The sequence below is a fragment of the Nisaea sediminum genome (assembly GCF_014904705.1).
Lineage (GTDB): Bacteria > Pseudomonadota > Alphaproteobacteria > Thalassobaculales > Thalassobaculaceae > Nisaea > Nisaea sediminum.
Genome location: NZ_JACZCQ010000004.1, coordinates 103,802 through 123,678, shown reverse-complemented (window position 1 = coordinate 123,678; position 19,877 = coordinate 103,802). Strand labels below are relative to the sequence as shown.

Below are 19,877 nucleotides of genomic sequence, written 5' to 3'. Positions count from 1 at the left end.
GCGTGTCGCATCCAGACAGTGAGAGCGAACTGACCAGACGCGCCCTGCTGCCCGCGGGATTGCGCGACGTGCTGCCGCTTGATGCGGCGCATGAGGCGGAGGTGATCCGGGCCCTGCTCGCCGAGTGTGCCGCGCATGGCTACGACCTCGTGAAGCCGCCGCTGGTCGAGTTCGAGACCTCGCTGTTCGCGGGACCGGGCGCGGCGATGAGCAACAGCACTTTCCGCCTGATGGACCCCGTCTCGCAGAAGATGATGGGGGTGCGCGCCGACATGACGGTGCAGATCGCCCGCATCGCCACCACCCGGCTGCGCGACGAGCCGCGTCCGCTCCGCCTCTGCTACGCGGGCGAGGTCCTGCGGGTCTCCGCCAACCAGCTTAATCCGGAGCGCGAGCTGGTCCAGGTCGGCGCCGAACTGCTCGGCGGCGACAGTGTCGCCGCGGATGTGGAGCCGATCCTGCTGGCCGTCGAAGCACTGCGTGCCATCGGCGTCGGGAACCTTTCGGTCGACCTGACGGCGCCCCGGGTGATCCCGGTATTGCTTGAGGAGGCGGACCTTCCGGACGATACCCTGCGCGCGCTGCGCACCGCGATCGACCGCAAGCACTCGGCTGAAGTCAGCCGCCTTGCCGGGCCGCTGGCCCCCGTCCTGAAGCAGCTGATGGATGCCACCGATTCCTGGCGCGAGGCGTTGGGCGATCTGAAGAATGTCAGGCTCCCGGACGCCGCCCGGGCGGCGATCGAGCGGGTTGGCGCGATTGCCGAGAGCGTGGCGGCAGTCGAGCCGGATCTCGCGATGACGATCGATCCGGTGGAGAACCGCGGTTTCGAATATTACACCGGCTACGGCTTCAGTCTGTTCTCGCGCGGCGTACGCGGCGAGCTCGGACGCGGCGGCCGCTACCGGGTGGATGGCGGCGAGGGGCTGCGTTCGGCCGGCTTCACGCTCTACATGGAATCCGTGATGCGCGCGCTGCCGGAACCCACGCGCCCGGAAAGGCTCTACCTGCCGTTCGGTACCTCCCCGGAGACAGCACGCAAACTGCGCACCGACGGCTGGATCACCATTGCAGGATTGGACAAGGAAGGCGATCCGGCGCTAGAAGCGTCGCGCCTCGGCTGTACCCATCTGCTGAAGAACGGAGCGCCGGTCGCGCTCTGAACCCGGGCCGCCGACCTGCGGCCTGAACCTGAGAAAGACGAGACAGACCATGAGAAACGTCACCGTGATCGGCGCCCAGTGGGGCGACGAAGGCAAGGGGAAGATCGTCGACTGGCTCTCGGAGCGCGCGGATGTGATCGTGCGCTTCCAGGGCGGACACAATGCGGGCCATACGCTCGTCATCGGCAATCAGACCTACAAGCTGAGTCTGCTGCCGTCAGGTGTGGTGCGCGAAGGTAAACTCTCGGTGATCGGCAACGGCGTCGTGATCGATCCCTGGGCGCTGGCGAGCGAGATCGAGACTCTCGGCAAGGCCGGCGTGAAGATCTCCACCGACAGCCTCGTGATCGCGGACAACGCCTCGCTCATCCTGCCGGTACACCGCCGGATCGACCAGGCCCGCGAAGCGGTAAAGGGCGAGGGCAAGATCGGCACCACCGGCCGCGGCATCGGCCCGGCCTATGAGGACAAGGTCGCCCGTCGTGCAGTGAAGGTATCCGATCTCGCCGATCCGGATTGCCTCGCTGTCCGGGTGCGCGAACTGATCGCGCATCACAACATCTTCCTGAAGGGCGCCGGCGAGGATCTCGTCGATCCGGAGGAGACGCTGGTCCAGCTTGCCGAGATCTCGCAGACGGTGCTGCCGTTCGTGCGTCCGGTCTGGCGCGAGCTTCAGGCAGCGGCGGCGAACGACAAGCGGATCCTCTTCGAGGGCGCGCAGGGCGTGATGCTCGATGTCGACCACGGCACCTATCCGTTCGTCACCTCTTCCAACACCGTCGCCGGTCAGGCCGCGGCGGGCTCCGGCCTCGGCCCGCGGGATGTCGGCTACGTGCTTGGCCTGGTGAAGGCCTACACCACGCGCGTCGGCTCCGGTCCGTTTCCGACGGAACTCAACGACGAGAATGGTCAGCGGCTCGGCGAGCGCGGGCGCGAGTTCGGCACCGTCACCGGACGCAAGCGGCGCTGCGGCTGGTTCGACGCGGTGATGGTCCGCCAGGCGCTGAAAGTATCCGGCGTCGACGGCATCGCTCTCACCAAGCTCGACGTGCTGGACGGGTTCGACGAGCTGAAGATCTGCGTCGGCTACGAGCTGAAGGGCGAACGGATGGACTATTTCCCGGCAGGCGCCGGGCCGCAGGCCGCCGTGACGCCGATCTACGAGACCGTCGAGGGTTGGTCCGAAAGTACGTTCGGCGCCCGTTCGTGGGCGGATCTTCCGGCCAACGCGGTGAAATATATCCGTTATCTCGAGGAGCTGATCGAGACGCCGGTGGCCCTGCTGTCGACCAGCCCGGAGCGCGAGGACACCATTCTGGTGCATGACCCGTTCCGCGGTTGAGGCCTGAGAGAAAACTGTAGTTTCGGCGGATAAACCCCTTCGTCTTCTGCTTTTTCTTGCATTCTCGGCGAAAGCTTGGGAAACCGAAGAAGCTCTTGGATGAAGGGACCTGCCAAAAATGGCGGATGTGGTCTCAGTCAACGACCGGTTCGATATCGACCCCGGTCAGCCCTTGCCCGATTTCGATTCGCCGACGGCGAAGGCTTATGCTTGCCGTGACGGCAACAACAAGGCCGATTTCGTGGCTCTGGTCTGCGAACCGAAATATCCGCTCAGGGTCGAGGCGATCAACGCACTGAAGGGCTTTCCGAACCACAGCCTGATGCGCGTCCAGGACCATGGCGTCGTCAACTGGACCCTCACCGGCCGGAGGATGCCGGTTCTGGTCGTGGACCGGCCGCGCGGCGGGCGGGTCTTCAAGTCCGAGGACGACACGATCGAGCCTTTTACGGACGAGCAACTGACCCGCGGGTTCCTGACACCGCTTGTCGCCAGTCTGCGCGAAATGTCCCAGCGCGGCGTGACCCACCGGAACATTCGTCCGGATAATCTGTTCTACAGTGACCCCAACCGCCGCTCCGTGATGCTTGGAGAATGCATCAGCTGCCCCGCCGGGCTCTTCCAGCCGGACAAGTACGAGAGTCTCGAAAACGCGATGGCGGACCGCACTGCGCGGGGCGACGGCAGCGTGCTCGACGATCTCTTCTCGGTCGGCGCAACCGTGCTCAGTCTCGTGACCGGCAGGATGCTGCCGGAGGATCCGGATCCGCAGCGCGCGATCTTCGACCGGATCAATCTCGGGTCCTACGCCTGTCTCGTCGGCGGCACCCGGCTGCAGATGAACATGGTCGAGCTGCTGCGCGGTCTCCTGACCGACGAGCCGCGCGAGCGCTGGACCATCCGCGATGTCGAACTCTGGCTCGGTGGGCGCCGGCTGACGCCGAAGCAGGTCAAGCTGCCGCAGAAAGCTGCCCGCCCGCTGATGGTCGGCGGCGGTTCCTACGAGAACGTCCGATCGGTCGCCCATGCGATCGGGCGGAACTGGAACACGGCCGCGGAACTGGTCCGGGGACAGGATTTCGACAACTGGCTGCGACGCTCGCTTGGCAACGAGAATGTCGTCGAGGCGGTCAACAAGGTGACCGGCGGGGCGAACGGCATCCAGAGCGCGCCGAAGGAAGAGGATGCGCGCCTGATCACGCGGGTCGCGATCGGCCTCGATCCGGCCGCGCCGATGCGGCACAAGGGGTTTTCGACCCATATCGACGGGGTCGGCCCGACGCTGGCACTCAATTTCAACGATGACGCCACCCGGCAGAAGGTCGCGGCCTTCATCGGCAGCCGCTCCGTCGGCCCCTGGATGTCGGTGCAGACCCGGTCGAAACAGGACTTGCTCGGACTGTTCTCCAAGTTCGACAAGCTGCCGACCCTGCTCAACAGCACCGGCCCCGGATACGGGATCGAGCGGGTGCTCTACGAGCTGAACGAAGACATCCACTGCATGAGCTCGATGATCGAGCATCTCTATGTGACGGACCCGGAAGAGGTGATCCCGGCTCTGGAGGCCGTGGCGCAGCAAGGCCGGCGGCCGCCGATCCCGATGGATCGCCATCTCGCGGCTTTCCTCGGCGCCAGGTCCCCCGATATCGACGACCGTCTGCTGCGGCCGCTCGGCAATTCCTCCGACACCCGTCCTGCCATCGATGCGCTCAATGTGTTGCGCCTGCTCGCGCGGATCCAGACGCTCTCGCGCAACGGTCCGATGCCGGGACTGAGCCACTGGTTCGTCGAGCTGATGAAGCCCGCGGTCAATGCCTTTCACAATCTGAAGGCCCGGGCGGCGGTCGAGAACAGTGTGATGAAGGCGTCGGATTCGGGGCAGCTCGGGGAAATTCTGAAGATATTCGACGATCAGCGCGCGCAGCAGCGGGATCAGCAGGGATACCAGCGCGCGCAGCAGGAATTCGCCCAGTGCGCTGTCCAGATCGCGCAGATGAATCTGGATCTGCAGAACAAGGACAGTCTGGCGGCGGAAGTCGGCGAGCAGGCCGCCGCCGTGGTCTCGGGCGTGGTCGGCAGCGTTGGAACCACCGCTATCGTAATCCTTTATTTGGTATAAACTCGCGGATCGGATGTTCGCGGCGGAGGTTTCCGCCGGCATTTGGATGTATCGGGACGGGCGATGGCAGCAAGTTCGGCAAATGCCGCTTCGATGAAGGTGATCGTCATTACGATCGTCGGCGGGCTGATGCTGTTCACTCTGCCGACCGTGCTTCTGCTCGGGATCGGCATGATGCCGACCTTCGCCGCCATGGCGATCGACCGGCGGCGGGAGAAGTACACCACGCTCTGCGTCGGCTGCATGAATTTCGTCGGCGTGTTGCCCTTCGTCGCCCAGCTCTGGACGGAGGGGCATTCCTACGAGCGCGCCTTCGCCATCATGGCCGATCCTTTCGCCTGGCTCACCATGCTGGGGGCGGCTGGGCTCGGCTGGTGCATCTACCTCATCGCGCCGGGGATCGTCTCGATGGGCATCGCGATGCGGATCGAGCAGCGCATCGGCCGGCTACGCCGGCGCCAGCGCGAACTGGTCGAGGAATGGGGCCCCGGCGTGGCGGGGGCGCTCGACGATTCCGAAAAGAGGGAAGCGAAGGCTGCCGGGGACGCCAAGCAGGAAAGCTGAGCGCCCCGGCAGGATATCTTGCTCAGGCGGTTTCGAGCCGCTGTTCGATGGCGGCGTTCCGCATCGCCTTCTGCAGCTTCTCGAAGGCGCGGACCTCGATTTGCCGCACCCGTTCCCGGCTGATGCCGTATTCCTGGCTCAGATCCTCGAGCGTTGTCGGATTTTCCAGCAGGCGACGCTCCGTCAGGATGTGGCGTTCACGTTCGTTGAGTGCCTCCATGCCGACCGCGAGCAGCTTGCGCCGCTGGTCCAGTTCCTCGCTCTCGGCCAGAACCTCTTCCTGGCTCTCGTTCTCGTCGACCAGCCAGTCCTGCCATTCGCCTTCGCCCTCGACTCGCAGCGGGGCATTCAGGGAATGGTCCGGGGCCGAGAGGCGCCGGTTCATGTTGATGACGTCCTGTTCCGGAACTTCCAGCTTCGTCGCGATTGCCGTCACCCGTTCGGGCGAGAGGTCGCCTTCCTCGATCGCCTGCATCTGGCCCTTGAGCTTGCGCAGGTTGAAGAAGAGCTTCTTCTGCGCCGCCGTGGTACCGATCTTCACCAGCGACCATGAGTGCAGGATATATTCCTGGATCGCGGCACGGATCCACCACATCGCATAGGTCGCGAGGCGGAAGCCGCGTTCCGGATCGAAGCGCTTCACCGCCTGCATCATGCCGACATTGCCTTCGGAAATCAGTTCGGCGACGGGGAGACCATAGCCGCGATATCCCATGGCGATCTTCGCCACGAGGCGGAGATGGCTGGTGACGAGCTTGTGCGCGGCTTCTGAATCGTCATGCTCGCGCCAGCGCTTGGCGAGCATGTACTCCTCTTCCGGCTTCAGCATCGGAAATTTGCGGATTTCCTGCAGATAGCGGGTGAGGTTGCCTTCAGCAGTAAGCGTCGGAAGTTGTGTCGCCTGTGCCATGTGATCCCCTTCGTCACGTCTCCGGCGGCTTCGTCCTTTATCCGCCGGTTTCGGGGGCACGCGCCCAAACGCTTCTTGTTCCCCCGTCTGGTACACTATGTAGTGTTCTTCTGTGGCGATTTTAAGGCCTTGTTAACGGTCTATTGGTCGCCATAGGAAAACAATCTTATTCACCAGACTGCCGGAGTCCGGCGAGCAGCGCTTCCATGTCGTCCGGAAGGGCGCTTTCGAAGCGCAACCATTCCTTCGTGACCGGGTGTTCGAAGCCGATAACCGCGGCGTGCAGGGCCTGTCGGCGGAAGGCTTTCACTGCTTCCGGATCGCCTGCCTTGTGGCCGCGTCCGTAAAGCGGGTCGCCGATCAGCGGATGGCCGATATGGGACATGTGGACGCGGATCTGGTGCGTCCGTCCGGTTTCCAGCCTGCACTCGACCAGAGCTGCGCGGGTGCCGAAGCGTTCGATGACCTTGTAGTGCGTCACCGCCGGTTTGCCGTTCGACGTCACCGCCATCTTCTTGCGGTTGCGCTGGCTGCGCCCGATGGCGCCCTCGATCCGGTCAGCCCGTTTCGTCGGCACGCCGCGGGTGACCGCCCGATAAAGCCGCTCGATCGTGTGGGCGGCAAACTGCACGACCAGCCCGTGATGCGCCTCGTCGCTCTTGGCCACGACCATCAGTCCGCTGGTATCCTTGTCGATGCGGTGCACGATCCCCGGGCGCCGGACGCCGCCGATCCCAGAAAGACTGCCGCCGCAATGGGCGAGCAGGGCATTCACAAGCGTGCCGTCGCTGCTGCCGGGGGCTGGATGGACCACCATGCCCGCCGGCTTGTCGACCACGATAAGGTCCTTGTCCTCGTAGACCACGGTCAGCGCGATGGCCTCCGGTTCCGGGTCCGCGGGCTCCGGCGGGGGCACCTGAATGCGGTAGGTCCGCCCGGGTTTGACCGCTTCCGAGGGGTCGGTTATCGTCGCGTCTCCGGCGCTGACGCGGCCGTCCAGGATGAGATTTTTCAACCGACTCCGGGACAGTTTCGGCACATCGGGCATCTCCGCGAGACGCCCGGCAAGCCAGCGGTCGATGCGGTCGGTTGTCTCGTCGCTCTGCCCGGCTTCGCCCGAGGCGATCTCTAACTGAAGTGTCTCTGAAGCAGGATCCATGGCCGCGAAGCTACCCGATAGCGATCAGAATCAGAAGCCGGCAGAGCCCTCTTGGCTGCTGCCCGCGAAAATTGCCGTCGTTGTCATGGGACTCATGATCTTCGTCGGTCTCGGCGTGATCGCCTATACCATCGCCACCCGGCTTGCCGGAAGCGATGAAACGGAGGCCGCGAAAGCGCCCGCCGCTTCGGCGCCAGCCGCCGTTTCGGGGATCCAGGCGGTCTCGACGCCCTTCGGGACGGTCCGGATCGATATTCCGCAAGGCAGCCGGCTCGGCGCAGCGCAGTTCGACAGCGGCCGTATGATTCTGCAGATGAACATGCCCAATCGCAAAATCCGGCTTCTGGTTTTCGACCTGGCGACCGGAAAGCAACTCGGCACATTTGAGTTGGCCCCACCTTCGAACTGATCATTTTGAGGAACGACTATGAGCAAATGGAACTCGGAGACGCTGCGCGTTGTGATTCCGGACGGCGCGACGCTTGGTCCGGCGCAGTACCATGAAGGCAAGATGATCCTGCAGGTGACGGGCCCGGAGGATCTGGTGCGCCTGATCGTCGTCGATCTCTCGACGGGCGATCCGCTCGGCAGTGTCGCCCTTATTCCGGAAAGCAAGGCATGAGCACCAATTCCAACGACTGGAAGGTCAATTTCGCCAGCGACAATGTCGGCGGCGCGGCGCCCGAGATCGTGGCGGCTCTCAGCGAGGCGGCGTCCGGGTTCGCCATGCCCTACGGGAATGACGATCTGACCGACAAGTTCCGCCGGATGGCGGCGGAGACCTTCGAGACCGAACTCGCGGCCTATCCGGTCGCGACCGGCACGGCGGCCAACTCCATCGCGCTCGCCACTCTCTCGCCGCCCTACGGCGTGATCTATTGCCACGAGGGCGCGCATATCGAGGAAGATGAGTGCGCGGCACCGGAATTTTTTATTGGCGGCGGCAAGCTCACCTTGCTCGGCGGCGCCGACGGCAAATTCTCGGCGGAGACCCTGAAGGCGAAACTCGGAGATCCGAGTGCGGCCTCGGCGGTGCATCACGCCCAACCGGCTGCCGTCAGCATCAGCCAGCTGACGGAGACGGGGACCGCGTACACGCTCGACGAGATCCGCGCGATCGCCGACGTCGCCCATGCCCACGGCCTGAAGCTGCACATGGACGGCGCCCGTTTCGCCAACGCGGTGAACGGGCTCGGCTGCTCGCCGGCTGAAGCGACCTGGAAGGCCGGGGTCGACGTGCTCTCCTTCGGCGCTACCAAGAACGGCGCCTTCGCCGCCGAAGCTGTGATCTTCTTCGATCCCGCGCTGGCGAAAGACGTCGAGTTCCGGCGCAAGCGCGGCGGCCATCTCTTCTCCAAGATGCGGTTTCTCTCGGCCCAGCTCTGCGCCTATCTCGAGAACGATAACTGGCTGCGCTACGCGGCGAACGCCAACCGCGCGGCGAAGGTGCTGACGGACGGTCTTCGCGGCCTGCCGGGCGTCGAACTGCTCTACCCAGTGGACGGCAACGAGATCTTCGCCCGCATTTCCGCGTCCGTGCATCAGGCGCTGCGTGCTGCGGGGTGCCAGTACTATGCGTTCGGCGAGGCGCCGGACGGCTCGGTCGGCATCAGGCTTGTCACCGCCTTCAACACAGGCGAAGCGGATACCGGCCATTTCATTGAGGCCGCGCGCGTCGGCGCAAAGGGAACGGCGGCATGAGCACGGTCCAGGCACGGCCGGGCCGCTATCCGGCGAACGACTACGATACGGGCGCGAAGCTGCCGCTCGACGGCGTCCGGGTGCTCGACCTTTCCCGCCTCGTCGCCGGTAACATGGTCACCCATGTGCTCGCCGACTACGGCGCCGAGGTGATCAAGCTGGAGCGACCGGGCTTCGGAGACGATCTGCGCAACTGGCGCACCGAGGGCGTCGCGACCCACTGGAAGGTTTTCTGCCGCAACAAGAAGAGCGTCACCCTCGATCTCCGCAAGGAGGAGGGCAAGGCGCTGTTCCTGAAGCTGGTGGAGACCGCCGACGCGGTGGTGGAGAATTTCAAGCCCGGCACACTGGAGGAATGGGGTCTCGGGCCGGACGTCCTTCAGGCGCGTAATCCGAAGCTGACGCTGGTCCGGGTCTCCGGCTGGGGCCAGACCGGGCCCTGGAAGCACAAGCCCGGCTTCGGCTCGCTGGTCGAGGCGATGAGCGGCTTTGCCGCGCTCAACGGCTTCGGCGACCGGCCGCCGGTACTGCCGCCGCTGGCGCTCGCCGACATGATCGCCGGACTTTACGGTGCCTTCGCCGTGATGGTCGCATTGCGCAACGTCGAGGTCTCGGGCGGGAAGGGGCAGAGCATCGATCTCTCGCTCTTCGAGCCGATCCACGCCATCCTCGGCCCGGAGGCGGCGAACTACGCGCTCTCCGGCAAGGTCCCGCCACGCACCGGCAGCCGTTCCAACCTGACCTCCCCGCGCAACACCTACCGCTGCAAGGACGGCAAGTACGTCGCGCTCTCCGGCTCGATCCAGGCGATGGCGGAGCGATTGTTCCGCACCATCGGCCGGCCGGACCTGATCGACGATCCGCGCTTCAGGACGAACACGGACCGGGTGAAGAACAACGATATCCTGGATCCGATCGTCGCCGACTATATGGCCGAGCGCACCCAGGCGGAATGCCTGGAGATCTTCGAGAAGGCCGGCGTCACCGTCGGGCCGGTGGCTGACGTCGCGCAGTTGGCCGACGACGATTACATGGAGGGAAGGGGCGTGGTCGAGGCCTTCCCGGATCCCGATATCGGCACCTTGCCGATGCATGCGGTAATCCCGCGGCTTTCCGGCACGCCGGGCGCGGTGCGCAGCCCTGCGCCGGAGCTCGGCGAGCATAACGCGGAAATCTGGGGCGGTCTCGGGATCGACGTCGCCGAGCAGGCGCGTCTCGCGCAAGAAGGAGTGATCTGATGGCCGGAACCCTGCCGCTCTGGCGCTCGCTGCTCTATGTCCCAGTGACCAACGAACGCTTCGTCGAGAAGGCCGCCGCGCGCGGCGCCGACGCGATCAAGCTCGATCTCGAGGACAGCATTCCGCCGGCCGAGAAGCCTGCTGCCCGGAAAGCGCTGCGCGATGCGGCGCAGGTGATCTCCAATGCTGGCACCGAGGTGCTGGTCCGGATCAACCGGCCCTGGCGGCTCGCCGTGCAGGATCTCGAAGCGGCGGTCTGGCCGGAGGTCTCTGGCCTCTGCCTGCCGAAACTGGAAAGCGCCGATCATCTCGCCTTCCTCGACGAGACCGTGGAGGAACTGGAGCGCGAACGAGGCCTGGAGGTCGGCACGATCCGCTTCATGGGCCTGATAGAGACCCCGCGTGGGCTCAACAATGTGCGGGAGATCGCCAAGGCAAGCCGGCGCCTGAAGGGCCTCTCGCTCGGCCAGGAGGATTATTCCGCCGCCCTCGGCATGCCGTCGCTCGGTCCGGGGGATCTGGTGGAGGATATGCGCCTCGTCCAGCGCGCCGCCCGCGAGGCCGGCATCCTGCCGCTCGGCTTTGCTGGCTCGATCGCCGAGATCACCGACATGGAGGCGTTCCGCGCCAGTGCCGAACGGGCCCGCGCCCTCGGCATGGAGGGCGCCTCCTGCGTCCATCCGGCCCAGGTGCCGATCCTGAACGCGGTGTTCTCCCCGACCGAGGCGGAGATCGAGACGGCGGAAGCGATGGTCGCGGCCTATGACGCGGCGATGGCGGAGGGGCTCGGCGCGGTCAGCTTCCGCGGCAAGATGATCGACGTCCCGGTGGTGGAACGCGCCCGCCGCGCGCTCGTGCTGCGCGACCGGATCGCGGGGCGGTAAGAGAAAACCGTCATCCCGGATCAAGTCCGGGATGACGAACTTACTTGGGGGAAGAAGAGCTCCCCTACCGCCCCAGCAGCTGCCCGATCAGATCGTACACCATATACGAGATCTCGCTCTCCAGCGGCAGCGACAGCATGCCCATGGCGCCGTACCCCAGCAGCCAGGGCATCAGGTAGAAGCGGATCATGAAGAAGAACCAGGCGACATAGAGCGGGTGCAGCCAGGGCAGCAGGAAGCCCGGGGTCACCGGCGCGAAGAAGCGGAGCAGCGGGTTCGTCACGCGGACGAAGAAGCGCATGAAGAAGAAATTCGAATCCTCCGGCAGGAAGATCGACATCGCGAAACGGCCGAACAGGGTCCACATCACCGTGCCGAGCAGGTAGTCGATCACCAGAACCCAGAGGGGAAAGGCGCTTGCATCCATCGGGGCGTATCCTCCCGCCGCTTATTTTTTTGATTGGGCATAAAAAATCCGGGACGAAGCTTGGCCCGTCCCGGATTTCTCTTCAAGCCTGTCCGGGACGGATTTGACGCCGTCCCGGATGATAAAGGTGTCTCTTAGTGAGCGCTGTCGAGGATCGTGCCGCCGCGCGGCGTCCGGACCGCGTCGACCATGCGCTGGGTCTCCTCGTCCGGTTCTTCGGTCATCAGGCTGACGACGATCATCAGCACCAAGCTGACCGGCATGCCGATCACGCCGAAGCGCAGGTGGTCGATGCCGAACCACGGCGTGCCGCCGGCGAAATAGACGTAGTAGAGATACGCCGATCCCGCGACGAAGCCGCCGATCATGCCCGCGAGCGCGCCCTGTCGGTTCGCCCGTTTCCACCAGATGCCGAGCACCAGCGGGAAGAACAGACCGGAACAGGCGAAGTCGAACGCCCAGGCCACTGCACCGAGGATCGAGGTCAGCTTCAGGCTGGCCACGAACGCGCCGGCCGCGCCGACGCCGAGGAGCAGAATCCGGGCCACAACGAGCCGGGTCTTGGTCTCCGCCTTCGGGTCGATGATCTTGTAGTACAGATCGTGGCTGAGGGCGTTGGCGATGGCGAGCAGCAGCCCGTCCGCCGTCGACATGGCCGCGGCCATGCCGCCTGCCGCCACCAGACCCGAGATCACGTAGGGCAGACCGGCGATTTCAGGCGTGGCCAGCACGACGATGTCGGCCCGCATGAAAAGCTCGTTGATCTGCAGGATCCCGTCCCCGTTGGAGTCGGACACTCTCAGGAAGTCGACCGCCGACCATTTCTGGATCCACTCGAGCGCGTTCACATCGGCGATGGACTTGCCGATGATGCCTGTCGCCAAGGTCGGATCGAGCAGCGAAAGCTTGGTGAAGGTCGCGAGCGCCGGCGCCGTGAAGTAGAGCAGGAAGATGAAGAGGATCGACCAGCCCACCGAGATCCGCGCGGAGCGCACGGACGGCGTCGTGAAGTAACGCATCAGCACGTGAGGCAGCGAGGCCGTGCCGCACATCATGCAGAGCACCAGCGTGGCGAACTTCCATTTCGCCATCAGGGTGTCGCCCGGCGCGTTGATCGGGTTCACCAGGGCCGCGAGACCGCCGAACTTCTCCGTCGGCTTCAAAGTGCCGATCTGGTGCAGGACCTCGAGTTCCTGTACGCGATGGACGGCATCGCCATAGGCGAGCTGCGGAATCATGCCGAACCCGCTCTTGTTCGACATCCAGACGACCGGGACGATGTAGGCGACGATCAGCACGATGTACTGGGCCACCTGGGTCCAGGTCACCGCCCGCATGCCGCCGAGCATCGAGCAGACGAGGATGCCTGCAAGACCGAACCAGACGCCGACTTCGAACGGAATCTGCAGGGCCCGGGAGGCGACCGTGCCGGTGGCGTTGATCTGCGCCGTCACGTAGGTGAAGGACGCGACCACCAGAACGATCACCGCGCAGAGGCGGGCAAAGTTGCCGCCGTAGCGCGTGCCGATGAAGTCCGGCACCGTGTAGCAGCCGAACTTGCGCAGATACGGCGCCATCAGCGAGGCGACGAGCACATAGCCGCCGGTCCAGCCGACCAGGAAGGCCATGTAGCCGTAACCGCCGAAATAGATGCCGCCGGCCATGGCAACGAAGGAGGCGCCGGACATCCAGTCCGCCGCTGTCGCCATGCCGTTATAGAGCGCCGGAACCTGCCGGCCGGCGACATAGTACTGGTCCGTCGCCATGGTGCGCGACAGCACGCCGATCAGGGCGTAGATCGCAATGGTGAAGCCGACGAACAGGTAACCGATCGTGTCGGGACTGACACCGGCCTGTTCGAGAATGGCCATCAGGATAATGAAGAGGAGGAACCCGCCGGTATAGAGGCCGTAGATCTTCCCCAGATTCTGGATGAAATCACCCTTCATGTCGGATCTCCCTACTCGTCCTCGTTTTCGTCTTCAGCGACGCCGAATTCCTCATCGATCTTGTTCTGGGTGCGTGCGAACCAGAAGATGATGACGACGAATGCAAACAGGGAGCCCTGTCCGGCCATGTAGAAGCCGAGCGGGAATCCGAGGAAGGTGATTGAGTTGAGCTGCGGCGCGAACCAGTGCACGCCGAAGGCGAAGATGAACCAGATGATCAGTGTGATGATAGTGAGGTTCTTGGTGCGCTGCCAATGAGCCTCATTGTTGGAGTCGGCTTCCGCCATCTTGGTACCCCCCTTTCCAATCACCGCCATTTACTGACGGCTTTTTTGTGTATCGCGTGTACCACGCAATATTCTTAGTCTATGACGGTTTAGTCGAATCAGCTACAGCTTTGTGAAGGTCTTGAATTGACTGTAGTTCGCATGAAACTCGGAAAGTTGTTATGTTTCCTGGTGTTTTGAGGGAGTTTTGGCGGAAGGCGAGACTGTTTATGCCGTTCTCGACCCGCTGGAACGAACAGCCGCTCGACGATATCGAATCGGCGTCCGGGTTCGTGAGTACCCGGGCGGCCTTCGTCGCCCAGACCACGCTTTACGGCTATGTCCGGACCCGAGCGGGGACGCGCTATACGGCGCTGTTCGACGACGATCTTTTCGCCCAATCGCTGAATATCGCGAAATGGCAGCTGTTCCTCGCCTGCGCGGCCGATCTCGCGGCATATGTCGCGGCGGGCTGCCGCGAAAGGCTCGATCAGGAGAGCGAGCGGGAACTGGCGCTCTCGTTCCTGCGGTCGGCCCTCGCGGAATATGAGGAACCCACCCGGACGGTTCCCGACTGGGCGGAGGCGGTCGCGCAGGCGGAGTCGAGGTTGCGCCTTGTCAGACCGGACCCGGAAGACCCGGTCGCGGCGTTCAGGGGCAGCGAGGATGCCCTGATCCATTGGGCGCCGATCGCCGACGAACTGAAGATCCACGACGAGGGGATCGTGCGGAACTCCATCCGCTTCAAGTGGAAGGACATCCGGACCCAGCTGACGTCTTCGCTGAAAGCCAACGCGGTCGCGGAGGATTTCGCCGCCGTGCGTCCGGCCGCCGAGTAGCGCCGTGGCGCCCGCGCGGGACAGGGACGACTCGCCGCTCCGCCGGGCCATTGTCATGCGCTATCGGACGCGCCGCACCCATGCGGTCCTGCTCTCGGCGATCCCGGCGATCCTTGCCCTCGCGCTCGTGATCTTTGCCGTCCGTCACGTCCTGCTTGCCGACGAGCAGGACTGGACGCTGCTCGTCCTGCCCGCGGTCGGCACCGTGGCGGCGGCCGTGCTCACCTACGCGGTCTATGGCATCATCGCGGCGCATATCGGCGATCTCGACAGGATGAAGGAGGATCTCGACCTCGCGGCCAGCACCGGACGGCTGCCGGCGCGATGGCGGCAATTCACCGGCGGGCCGGGCGAGATCGCGGGACTGTCGCAGACGATCGAGCGGGCATTCATCCGCCGCCAGCGGCATGATTCCGAAGGTGCCTGGATCGCCGGCGTCCTCGCGGGCATCCCTGCGGCAGTGATCGTTTTCACCGGTACCGGCCTCGTCGCGCTCTCGAATGCCGCCGCCCGGAGGCGTCTCGGCGAATTCGGCACCGCGCCGGGACACAGCATCTTCTCGATCGTCGATCATGGATTGCTGGGGGCGGCGCTCCGGCGCGCGCGGGACAGCCGGCGTCCGGTCGAATTCGCTCTCACCGATACCGAGGGAAAGAGTGTGGAGGCCCAGATCGCCGGACTGGCGGAAGGCGGCGTCATTTCCTTCCTCGCTCCGGTGGAGGAGGTGCTCCCGGAACAGACCGCGATGGACCTCAGCCTCGGGAGCGTAGCTCCGGAGCCGGCGCCGTTTCTCAATTCCACGCCGCTCGGCTCCCTGCCTATCGTCAGCCTCGACCTCGAGACCACGGGGCTGGAGGCCGCACGCGACCGGATCGTTTCCATCGGCGCGGTCCGGGTGCAGGACGGTCATGTCTTTACAGGCGCCTGCCTCGATCTTCTGGTGAAGCCGGGAATCCAGATCCCGGAGCGATCCTTCCGGGTGCACGGGATCGGCGACGAACTGGTCGCCGGCGCCCCGCCGCTGCCGGAGCTGTGGGAGGAGCTGACCCGGTTCTGTGAGGGGTGTGTCATCGTCGGGCACCAGATCGGGTTCGATCTGGCGGTGCTCGCCGCGGAGGCGAAGCGGCACAAGCTGCCCCCGATCGGTGTGCCGGCCCTCGATACCATGGCGCTGTTCAAGCTGATCGCGCCGGACGAGCGGATCGGCCTCGATAGTGCCGCGGAGGCGATGGGGCTGAGCATCTTCGGTCGCCATACCGCTCTCGGCGACGCGATCGTCACCGCAGAGCTGTTCAATGCGATGGTGCCGGAGCTGCGTCAGTTGGGCATCTCCAATTACGGCTCCGCACTGGACGTGGCGGCGCCGCGCCCATGGGGCCGGGAATAGGCTGTCGGGGAGAGAGTGATGGAAGAGGGCGCCACGTTCGACAGTTATCCCTACCGCCACAGTCTCAGCGACGTGGTGGCCTGGGAACCGCTGGATATAGCTCCGGAGGCGAGCCTGGAGGAGGCCGCTGCGGCCATGGCAGGACGCGATGTGGGCTCGATCCTGGTGCGGGGGGGCACCGGCATCCATGCGGGCATTGTCACCGAGCGGGATATCGTCCGCCACATCGCAGCCGGAGGGAGCGCCGCCGCGGCGGTCGGAACGGTCATGTCGTCGCCCGTCCAGTCGCTTCCGGCTGACGCCCTCGTCTACAAGGCGATGGGGCGGATGGAACGGCTCGGTATCCGCCATCTCGCGGTGACCGATCCTGACGGGCGGATCGTCGGCGTGATCTCGCTCCGGACCATCCTGAAGACCCGCAATACCGCCGCTTTCGCGCTCGGCGATGCGATCGAGGCGGCGCCGGACGCGGCGGCCATCGCATCCGCACGGGCGCGGTTGCCGGACCTGGTGCGGGCCCTGATGCAGGACGGCGGCCGGGGCACGACGGTCGCCGGCGCGATCAGCGCGGCCATGAGGGATTCGACGGAGCGGGCGGGGTTGCTGGCGCTTGCCTCTATGGAGCGAGACGGTCTCGGTCCGCCGCCCGCACCTTACGTCCTGCTGGTGCTCGGCAGTGGCGGGCGCGGCGAAAGCCTGCTCTCCCCGGACCAGGACAATGCCGTGATCTTCGACGGGGCCGATGCGGACGACGCCTGGTTCGCGGAGTGGGGCAAGCGGCTATCCGATATCCTCGATGCGGCCGGCGTGCCCTATTGCAACGGCGGCGTGATGGCGTCGAACCCGCTCTGGCGCGGGACGCCGGCAAGCTGGCGCGAGCGGGTCGCGGGCTGGATCCGCAGCGGGCGCGGCGAGAGCATCATGAATGTCGATATCTTCTTCGATTTCGCTCCGGTGCTGGGAGATGCGGCTCTCGCAGCATCGCTGCGCCGCGACGCGATCGGCGCGGTCGAGAAGCAGACCGTGTTCCTCGGCAATCTCGTGCAGCATATCGGGGGATTCCGACCGCCGCTCGCCTGGGACGCTTTCGGGCTGCTGAGCGGCTTCCAGCTCAAGGACGGGCGGGTGGATCTGAAAATCGGCGGGACCCTGCCGCTGGTCTCCGCCGCCCGTGTCCTCGCACTGCGTCATCAGATCGAGGTAACCTCCACGACCGAGCGTCTGCGGCTACTAAGGGAGAAGGGCGTGCTCTCGACTGGCGACGCCGCGGCAGCGGCGGAGGCGCTCGAAGCGATCATGGCCATTGTCCTGCGGCAGCAACTGGCCGATCTCGAAGCTGGACTGCCGCCCTCGTCGAAGATCGATCCCGCGCTTCTCGACCGCCAGGAGCGCCGCAGGTTGCGCGCCCACCTCGAGGTGATCGATTTGCTTCAGCCGATGGTTCAGGGCGCGATCAGCGGCTAGTTGCCGCCGCCGCCGCACTTGTCTAAAACTGCGCCCTCTGACGTCTTTCATTCTCGACAGGAGCGGCCCCTTGGCAGCCTATCAGTACATCTATGTGATGAAGGGTCTGAGCAAGACCTATCCCGGCGGGCGCGAGGTTCTGAAGAACATCCATCTGTCCTTCCTGCCGGGCGCCAAGATCGGCGTGCTCGGCGGCAACGGCGCCGGTAAGTCGACGTTGCTGAAGATCATGGCGGGCGTCGATACGGAATTCCTGGGCGAGGCCTGGGCGGCAGACGGCGTGAAGATCGGATACCTGGCACAGGAACCGCAGCTCAATCCCGACAAGGACGTGCATGGCAACGTCATGGAAGGCATGGGCGAGACCAAGGACCTGCTCGACCGCTTCAATGAGGTCAGCGCCCGCTTCGCCGAGGAGATGACCGACGACGAGATGAACGATCTCCTCGCCGAGCAGGCCGAGCTGCAGGAGAAGATCGATGCCGCCGACGCCTGGGATCTGGACCGCAAGGTCGAGATCGCAATGGACGCGCTGCGTCTGCCGCCGGGGGACGCCGACGTCACCAACCTGTCCGGCGGCGAGCGCCGCCGCGTCGCGCTCTGCAAGCTGCTGCTCTCCGCGCCGGACATGCTGCTGCTCGACGAGCCGACCAACCACCTCGACGCCGAATCCGTCGCCTGGCTGCAGCGTTTCCTGCACGATTTCCCGGGCACCGTCGTGACCGTCACCCACGACCGCTACTTCCTCGACGAGGTGGCCGGCTGGATCCTCGAACTCGATCGTGGCCGCGGCATCCCATATGAGGGCAACTACACCGGCTGGCTCGAGCAGAAGCAGAAGCGGCTGGAACAGGAAGGCCGGGCCGAGGACTCGCGCCAGCGCACCCTCAAGGAGGAGCTGGAATGGGTCCGGCAGTCGCCGCGCGCGCGTCAGGCCAAGAGCAAGGCGCGCCTCAATGCCTATGAGGAACTGCTTGCCAAGAGCCAGGAGAAGGCGAATGACATCGCGCAAATCGTCATTCCGGCCGGCCCGCGTCTCGGCGGCCAGGTGATCGAGGCCGAGCACCTCTCCAAGGGCTTCGGCGACCGTCTGCTGATCGACGATCTCTCCTTCAAGCTGCCGCCGGGCGGCATCGTTGGCGTGATCGGCCCGAACGGTGCCGGCAAAACGACCCTGTTCCGCATGATTACCGGTCAGGAGAAGCCCGATCAGGGCAGCTTCGTCGTCGGCGACACTGTCGTGCTCGGTTATATCGACCAGTCCCGTGATTCGCTCGATGCGAAGAAGACCGTCTGGGAGGAAATCTCCGACGGGCTGGACGAGATCGAGCTCGGCAAGCGCAAGATCCAGAGCCGCGCCTATTGCGGCCAGTTCAACTTCCGCGGGGCCGACCAGCAGAAGAAGGTCGGCCAGCTCTCCGGCGGGGAGCGCAACCGCGTCCACCTCGCCAAGATGCTGAAGTCCGGCGCCAACCTGCTGCTCCTCGATGAGCCGACCAACGACCTGGACGTCGATACGCTGCGGGCGCTTGAAGAGGCGCTGCTCGAGTTCGCCGGCTGCGCCGTGGTCATCACCCACGACCGCTGGTTCCTCGACCGGATCGCGACCCACATCCTCGCCTTTGAGGGCGACAGCCACGTCGAGTGGTTCGAGGGGAACTTCCAGGCTTACGAGGAAGACAAGAAGGCCCGTCTCGGCGCCGAGGCGCTCGAGCCGCACCGGACCAAGTACAAGCCGTCCTCCCCCGCTTGAGCGAAGAGCCCGAAATGCAAAACGCCGGCCCTCGGGCCGGCGTTTTTGTTTGGGAAAGCGGATGTTTCCGGGGGCGCGATCAGGCGCGCTTGCGCAGGTTCTCCAGGATCTCTTCCATCTTGACCAGCAGCGAGTCGATCTTCCCGCCGTTGCTGTCGATGACCGCGGAATATTCGTTGCGCTGGGTGATGCCCATGCTGATGCCCTCGATCACGACGTCGACGATCTTGAAGTCGCCACTGTCCTCGATCAGGCGCCAGTCGACCAGCACACTGCCTTCCGGATTGGCTGGATTGACAATCCTGCTCTTCACCATGGTGAAGCGGTCAGCCTCGGTATTGCCGGTGACCTCGAAGGTCTGCCCCGAATACTCGTCGAACCGGTTCGTATAGGTGAAGACGATGCTCTCTTCGAACAGCTTCAAGTAGGTTTCCCGCTGATCGGGACTGGCGCGGCGCCAATGCTTGCCGAGCACAAACTGCCCGATCCAGGGCATATCGAAATTCGCCTGCAGCAGTTTGCGGAATGACTCGCGCCGGGCGTCTCCGACAAGCTCCTTGTTCGTGACCATCTCGAGAGCGGTCTCGCCCAGCTTGGCGACGAACTTCTCGGCATTCTCGCCCTTGCTGTCGGCAAGCGCGGGATACGTCGCAAGCGAAATGCAGACCAAAAGGCCGAAGATCGCGCGCTGCAGAACGGTCATCGAGATGCC

The 19,877-nt window shown here is 65.0% G+C and carries 19 protein-coding genes; 13 read left to right on the top strand and 6 right to left on the bottom strand.

Annotation, left to right across the window (positions count from 1 at the left end):
- The first annotated feature begins 2 nt into the window (after window positions 1-2).
- The 4 genes from IG122_RS09640 (at window position 3) to IG122_RS09625 (ending at window position 5,188) form a co-directional block, all read left to right on the top strand.
- Window positions 3-1,163 (top strand): ATP phosphoribosyltransferase regulatory subunit, encoded by a 1,161-nt coding sequence (locus IG122_RS09640; RefSeq protein WP_319024853.1) that lies wholly within the window; start codon window positions 3-5, stop codon window positions 1,161-1,163.
- A 49-nt stretch (window positions 1,164-1,212) separates the two neighbouring features.
- On the top strand, window positions 1,213-2,505 hold the full coding sequence (locus tag IG122_RS09635) for an adenylosuccinate synthase (protein ID WP_193182927.1): 1,293 nt from the start codon (window positions 1,213-1,215) through the stop codon (window positions 2,503-2,505).
- A 118-nt stretch (window positions 2,506-2,623) separates the two neighbouring features.
- Entirely contained in the window at window positions 2,624-4,624 is a 2,001-nt protein-coding gene (locus IG122_RS09630; protein WP_193182925.1) for a hypothetical protein, read from the top strand.
- Window positions 4,625-4,687: 63 nt separating this feature from the next.
- Window positions 4,688-5,188 carry a hypothetical protein gene (locus IG122_RS09625; protein WP_193182923.1) on the top strand — a complete coding sequence of 167 codons (501 nt, stop codon included), beginning with the start codon at window positions 4,688-4,690 and terminating at the stop codon, window positions 5,186-5,188.
- Between the two features lie 22 nt (window positions 5,189-5,210).
- On the opposite strand, the gene rpoH is transcribed toward IG122_RS09625, so the two are convergent.
- Window positions 5,211-6,098 (bottom strand): RNA polymerase sigma factor RpoH, encoded by an 888-nt coding sequence (rpoH, locus tag IG122_RS09620; RefSeq protein WP_193182921.1) that lies wholly within the window; start codon window positions 6,096-6,098, stop codon window positions 5,211-5,213.
- Between the two features lie 166 nt (window positions 6,099-6,264).
- A complete protein-coding gene (locus tag IG122_RS09615) occupies window positions 6,265-7,257 on the bottom strand; it encodes an RluA family pseudouridine synthase (RefSeq protein WP_193182919.1) in 993 nt (330 codons plus the stop codon).
- Between IG122_RS09615 and IG122_RS09610 the strand changes: the two genes are divergently transcribed.
- The 5 genes from IG122_RS09610 to IG122_RS09590 are packed head-to-tail and all read left to right on the top strand — an operon-like array spanning window position 7,256 to window position 11,080.
- Window positions 7,256-7,666 carry a hypothetical protein gene (locus tag IG122_RS09610; RefSeq protein WP_193182916.1) on the top strand — a complete coding sequence of 137 codons (411 nt, stop codon included), beginning with the start codon at window positions 7,256-7,258 and terminating at the stop codon, window positions 7,664-7,666. The genes IG122_RS09615 and IG122_RS09610 overlap by 2 nt on opposite strands.
- A gap of 18 nt (window positions 7,667-7,684) precedes the next feature.
- Window positions 7,685-7,879: a hypothetical protein gene (locus tag IG122_RS09605; protein ID WP_193182915.1), complete on the top strand. Its 195-nt coding sequence runs from the start codon at window positions 7,685-7,687 to the stop codon at window positions 7,877-7,879.
- Window positions 7,876-8,958, top strand: coding sequence for a threonine aldolase family protein (locus tag IG122_RS09600; protein ID WP_193182913.1), 1,083 nt, complete (start codon window positions 7,876-7,878; stop codon window positions 8,956-8,958). The genes IG122_RS09605 and IG122_RS09600 overlap by 4 nt, the downstream gene beginning before the upstream one ends.
- Window positions 8,955-10,196, top strand: coding sequence for a CaiB/BaiF CoA transferase family protein (locus IG122_RS09595; protein WP_193182911.1), 1,242 nt, complete (start codon window positions 8,955-8,957; stop codon window positions 10,194-10,196). Before IG122_RS09600 ends, IG122_RS09595 begins: the two co-directional genes overlap by 4 nt.
- The gene (locus tag IG122_RS09590) at window positions 10,196-11,080 is read left to right on the top strand and encodes an HpcH/HpaI aldolase/citrate lyase family protein (protein ID WP_193182909.1); all 885 of its coding nucleotides are present in this window, start codon (window positions 10,196-10,198) and stop codon (window positions 11,078-11,080) included. Before IG122_RS09595 ends, IG122_RS09590 begins: the two co-directional genes overlap by 1 nt.
- Window positions 11,081-11,144: 64 nt before the next feature.
- On the opposite strand, the gene IG122_RS09585 is transcribed toward IG122_RS09590, so the two are convergent.
- From IG122_RS09585 to IG122_RS09575, 3 genes are all read right to left on the bottom strand, one after another.
- Window positions 11,145-11,507: a hypothetical protein gene (locus tag IG122_RS09585; RefSeq protein ID WP_193182907.1), complete on the bottom strand. Its 363-nt coding sequence runs from the start codon at window positions 11,505-11,507 to the stop codon at window positions 11,145-11,147.
- Window positions 11,508-11,641: 134 nt separating this feature from the next.
- The gene (locus tag IG122_RS09580; RefSeq protein WP_193182905.1) at window positions 11,642-13,456 is read right to left on the bottom strand and encodes a sodium:solute symporter family protein; all 1,815 of its coding nucleotides are present in this window, start codon (window positions 13,454-13,456) and stop codon (window positions 11,642-11,644) included.
- A gap of 11 nt (window positions 13,457-13,467) precedes the next feature.
- Window positions 13,468-13,743: a DUF4212 domain-containing protein gene (locus IG122_RS09575; RefSeq protein ID WP_193182903.1), complete on the bottom strand. Its 276-nt coding sequence runs from the start codon at window positions 13,741-13,743 to the stop codon at window positions 13,468-13,470.
- A gap of 209 nt (window positions 13,744-13,952) precedes the next feature.
- On the opposite strand from IG122_RS09575, the gene IG122_RS09570 reads away from it, so the two are divergent.
- The 4 genes from IG122_RS09570 (at window position 13,953) to ettA (ending at window position 19,165) form a co-directional block, all read left to right on the top strand.
- Entirely contained in the window at window positions 13,953-14,561 is a 609-nt protein-coding gene (locus IG122_RS09570) for an esterase (protein ID WP_193182901.1), read from the top strand.
- Window positions 14,562-14,565: 4 nt separating this feature from the next.
- Window positions 14,566-15,948, top strand: a complete 1,383-nt coding sequence (locus IG122_RS24440; RefSeq protein ID WP_319024852.1) for a 3'-5' exonuclease — start codon at window positions 14,566-14,568, stop codon at window positions 15,946-15,948.
- Window positions 15,949-15,966: 18 nt separating this feature from the next.
- A complete protein-coding gene (locus tag IG122_RS09560; RefSeq protein ID WP_193182897.1) occupies window positions 15,967-17,412 on the top strand; it encodes a DUF294 nucleotidyltransferase-like domain-containing protein in 1,446 nt (481 codons plus the stop codon).
- A 70-nt stretch (window positions 17,413-17,482) separates the two neighbouring features.
- Entirely contained in the window at window positions 17,483-19,165 is a 1,683-nt protein-coding gene (gene ettA, locus IG122_RS09555) for an energy-dependent translational throttle protein EttA (RefSeq protein ID WP_193182895.1), read from the top strand.
- 79 nt (window positions 19,166-19,244) lie between these two features.
- Here ettA and IG122_RS09550 read toward each other — a convergent pair whose 3' ends face one another.
- The gene (locus IG122_RS09550; protein ID WP_193182893.1) at window positions 19,245-19,868 is read right to left on the bottom strand and encodes an MlaC/ttg2D family ABC transporter substrate-binding protein; all 624 of its coding nucleotides are present in this window, start codon (window positions 19,866-19,868) and stop codon (window positions 19,245-19,247) included.
- Between the last annotated feature and the right edge of the window lie 9 nt (window positions 19,869-19,877).

What these genes read in the sequence shown, in the direction of transcription:
- IG122_RS09570 (WP_193182901.1), top strand. Translation starts at nt 13,953, where the DNA reads ATGCCGTTCTCGACCCGCTGGAACGAACAGCCGCTCGACGATATCGAA.
- IG122_RS09595 (WP_193182911.1), top strand. Translation starts at nt 8,955, where the DNA reads ATGAGCACGGTCCAGGCACGGCCGGGCCGCTATCCGGCGAACGACTAC.
- IG122_RS09615 (WP_193182919.1), bottom strand. Translation starts at nt 7,257, where the DNA reads ATGGATCCTGCTTCAGAGACACTTCAGTTAGAGATCGCCTCGGGCGAA.
- IG122_RS09600 (WP_193182913.1), top strand. Translation starts at nt 7,876, where the DNA reads ATGAGCACCAATTCCAACGACTGGAAGGTCAATTTCGCCAGCGACAAT.
- rpoH (WP_193182921.1), bottom strand. Translation starts at nt 6,098, where the DNA reads ATGGCACAGGCGACACAACTTCCGACGCTTACTGCTGAAGGCAACCTC.
- IG122_RS09560 (WP_193182897.1), top strand. Translation starts at nt 15,967, where the DNA reads ATGGAAGAGGGCGCCACGTTCGACAGTTATCCCTACCGCCACAGTCTC.
- IG122_RS09580 (WP_193182905.1), bottom strand. Translation starts at nt 13,456, where the DNA reads ATGAAGGGTGATTTCATCCAGAATCTGGGGAAGATCTACGGCCTCTAT.
- IG122_RS09610 (WP_193182916.1), top strand. Translation starts at nt 7,256, where the DNA reads ATGGCCGCGAAGCTACCCGATAGCGATCAGAATCAGAAGCCGGCAGAG.
- IG122_RS09575 (WP_193182903.1), bottom strand. Translation starts at nt 13,743, where the DNA reads ATGGCGGAAGCCGACTCCAACAATGAGGCTCATTGGCAGCGCACCAAG.
- IG122_RS09635 (WP_193182927.1), top strand. Translation starts at nt 1,213, where the DNA reads ATGAGAAACGTCACCGTGATCGGCGCCCAGTGGGGCGACGAAGGCAAG.
- IG122_RS09625 (WP_193182923.1), top strand. Translation starts at nt 4,688, where the DNA reads ATGGCAGCAAGTTCGGCAAATGCCGCTTCGATGAAGGTGATCGTCATT.
- IG122_RS09590 (WP_193182909.1), top strand. Translation starts at nt 10,196, where the DNA reads ATGGCCGGAACCCTGCCGCTCTGGCGCTCGCTGCTCTATGTCCCAGTG.
- IG122_RS09550 (WP_193182893.1), bottom strand. Translation starts at nt 19,868, where the DNA reads ATGACCGTTCTGCAGCGCGCGATCTTCGGCCTTTTGGTCTGCATTTCG.
- IG122_RS09630 (WP_193182925.1), top strand. Translation starts at nt 2,624, where the DNA reads ATGGCGGATGTGGTCTCAGTCAACGACCGGTTCGATATCGACCCCGGT.
- IG122_RS09605 (WP_193182915.1), top strand. Translation starts at nt 7,685, where the DNA reads ATGAGCAAATGGAACTCGGAGACGCTGCGCGTTGTGATTCCGGACGGC.
- IG122_RS09585 (WP_193182907.1), bottom strand. Translation starts at nt 11,507, where the DNA reads ATGGATGCAAGCGCCTTTCCCCTCTGGGTTCTGGTGATCGACTACCTG.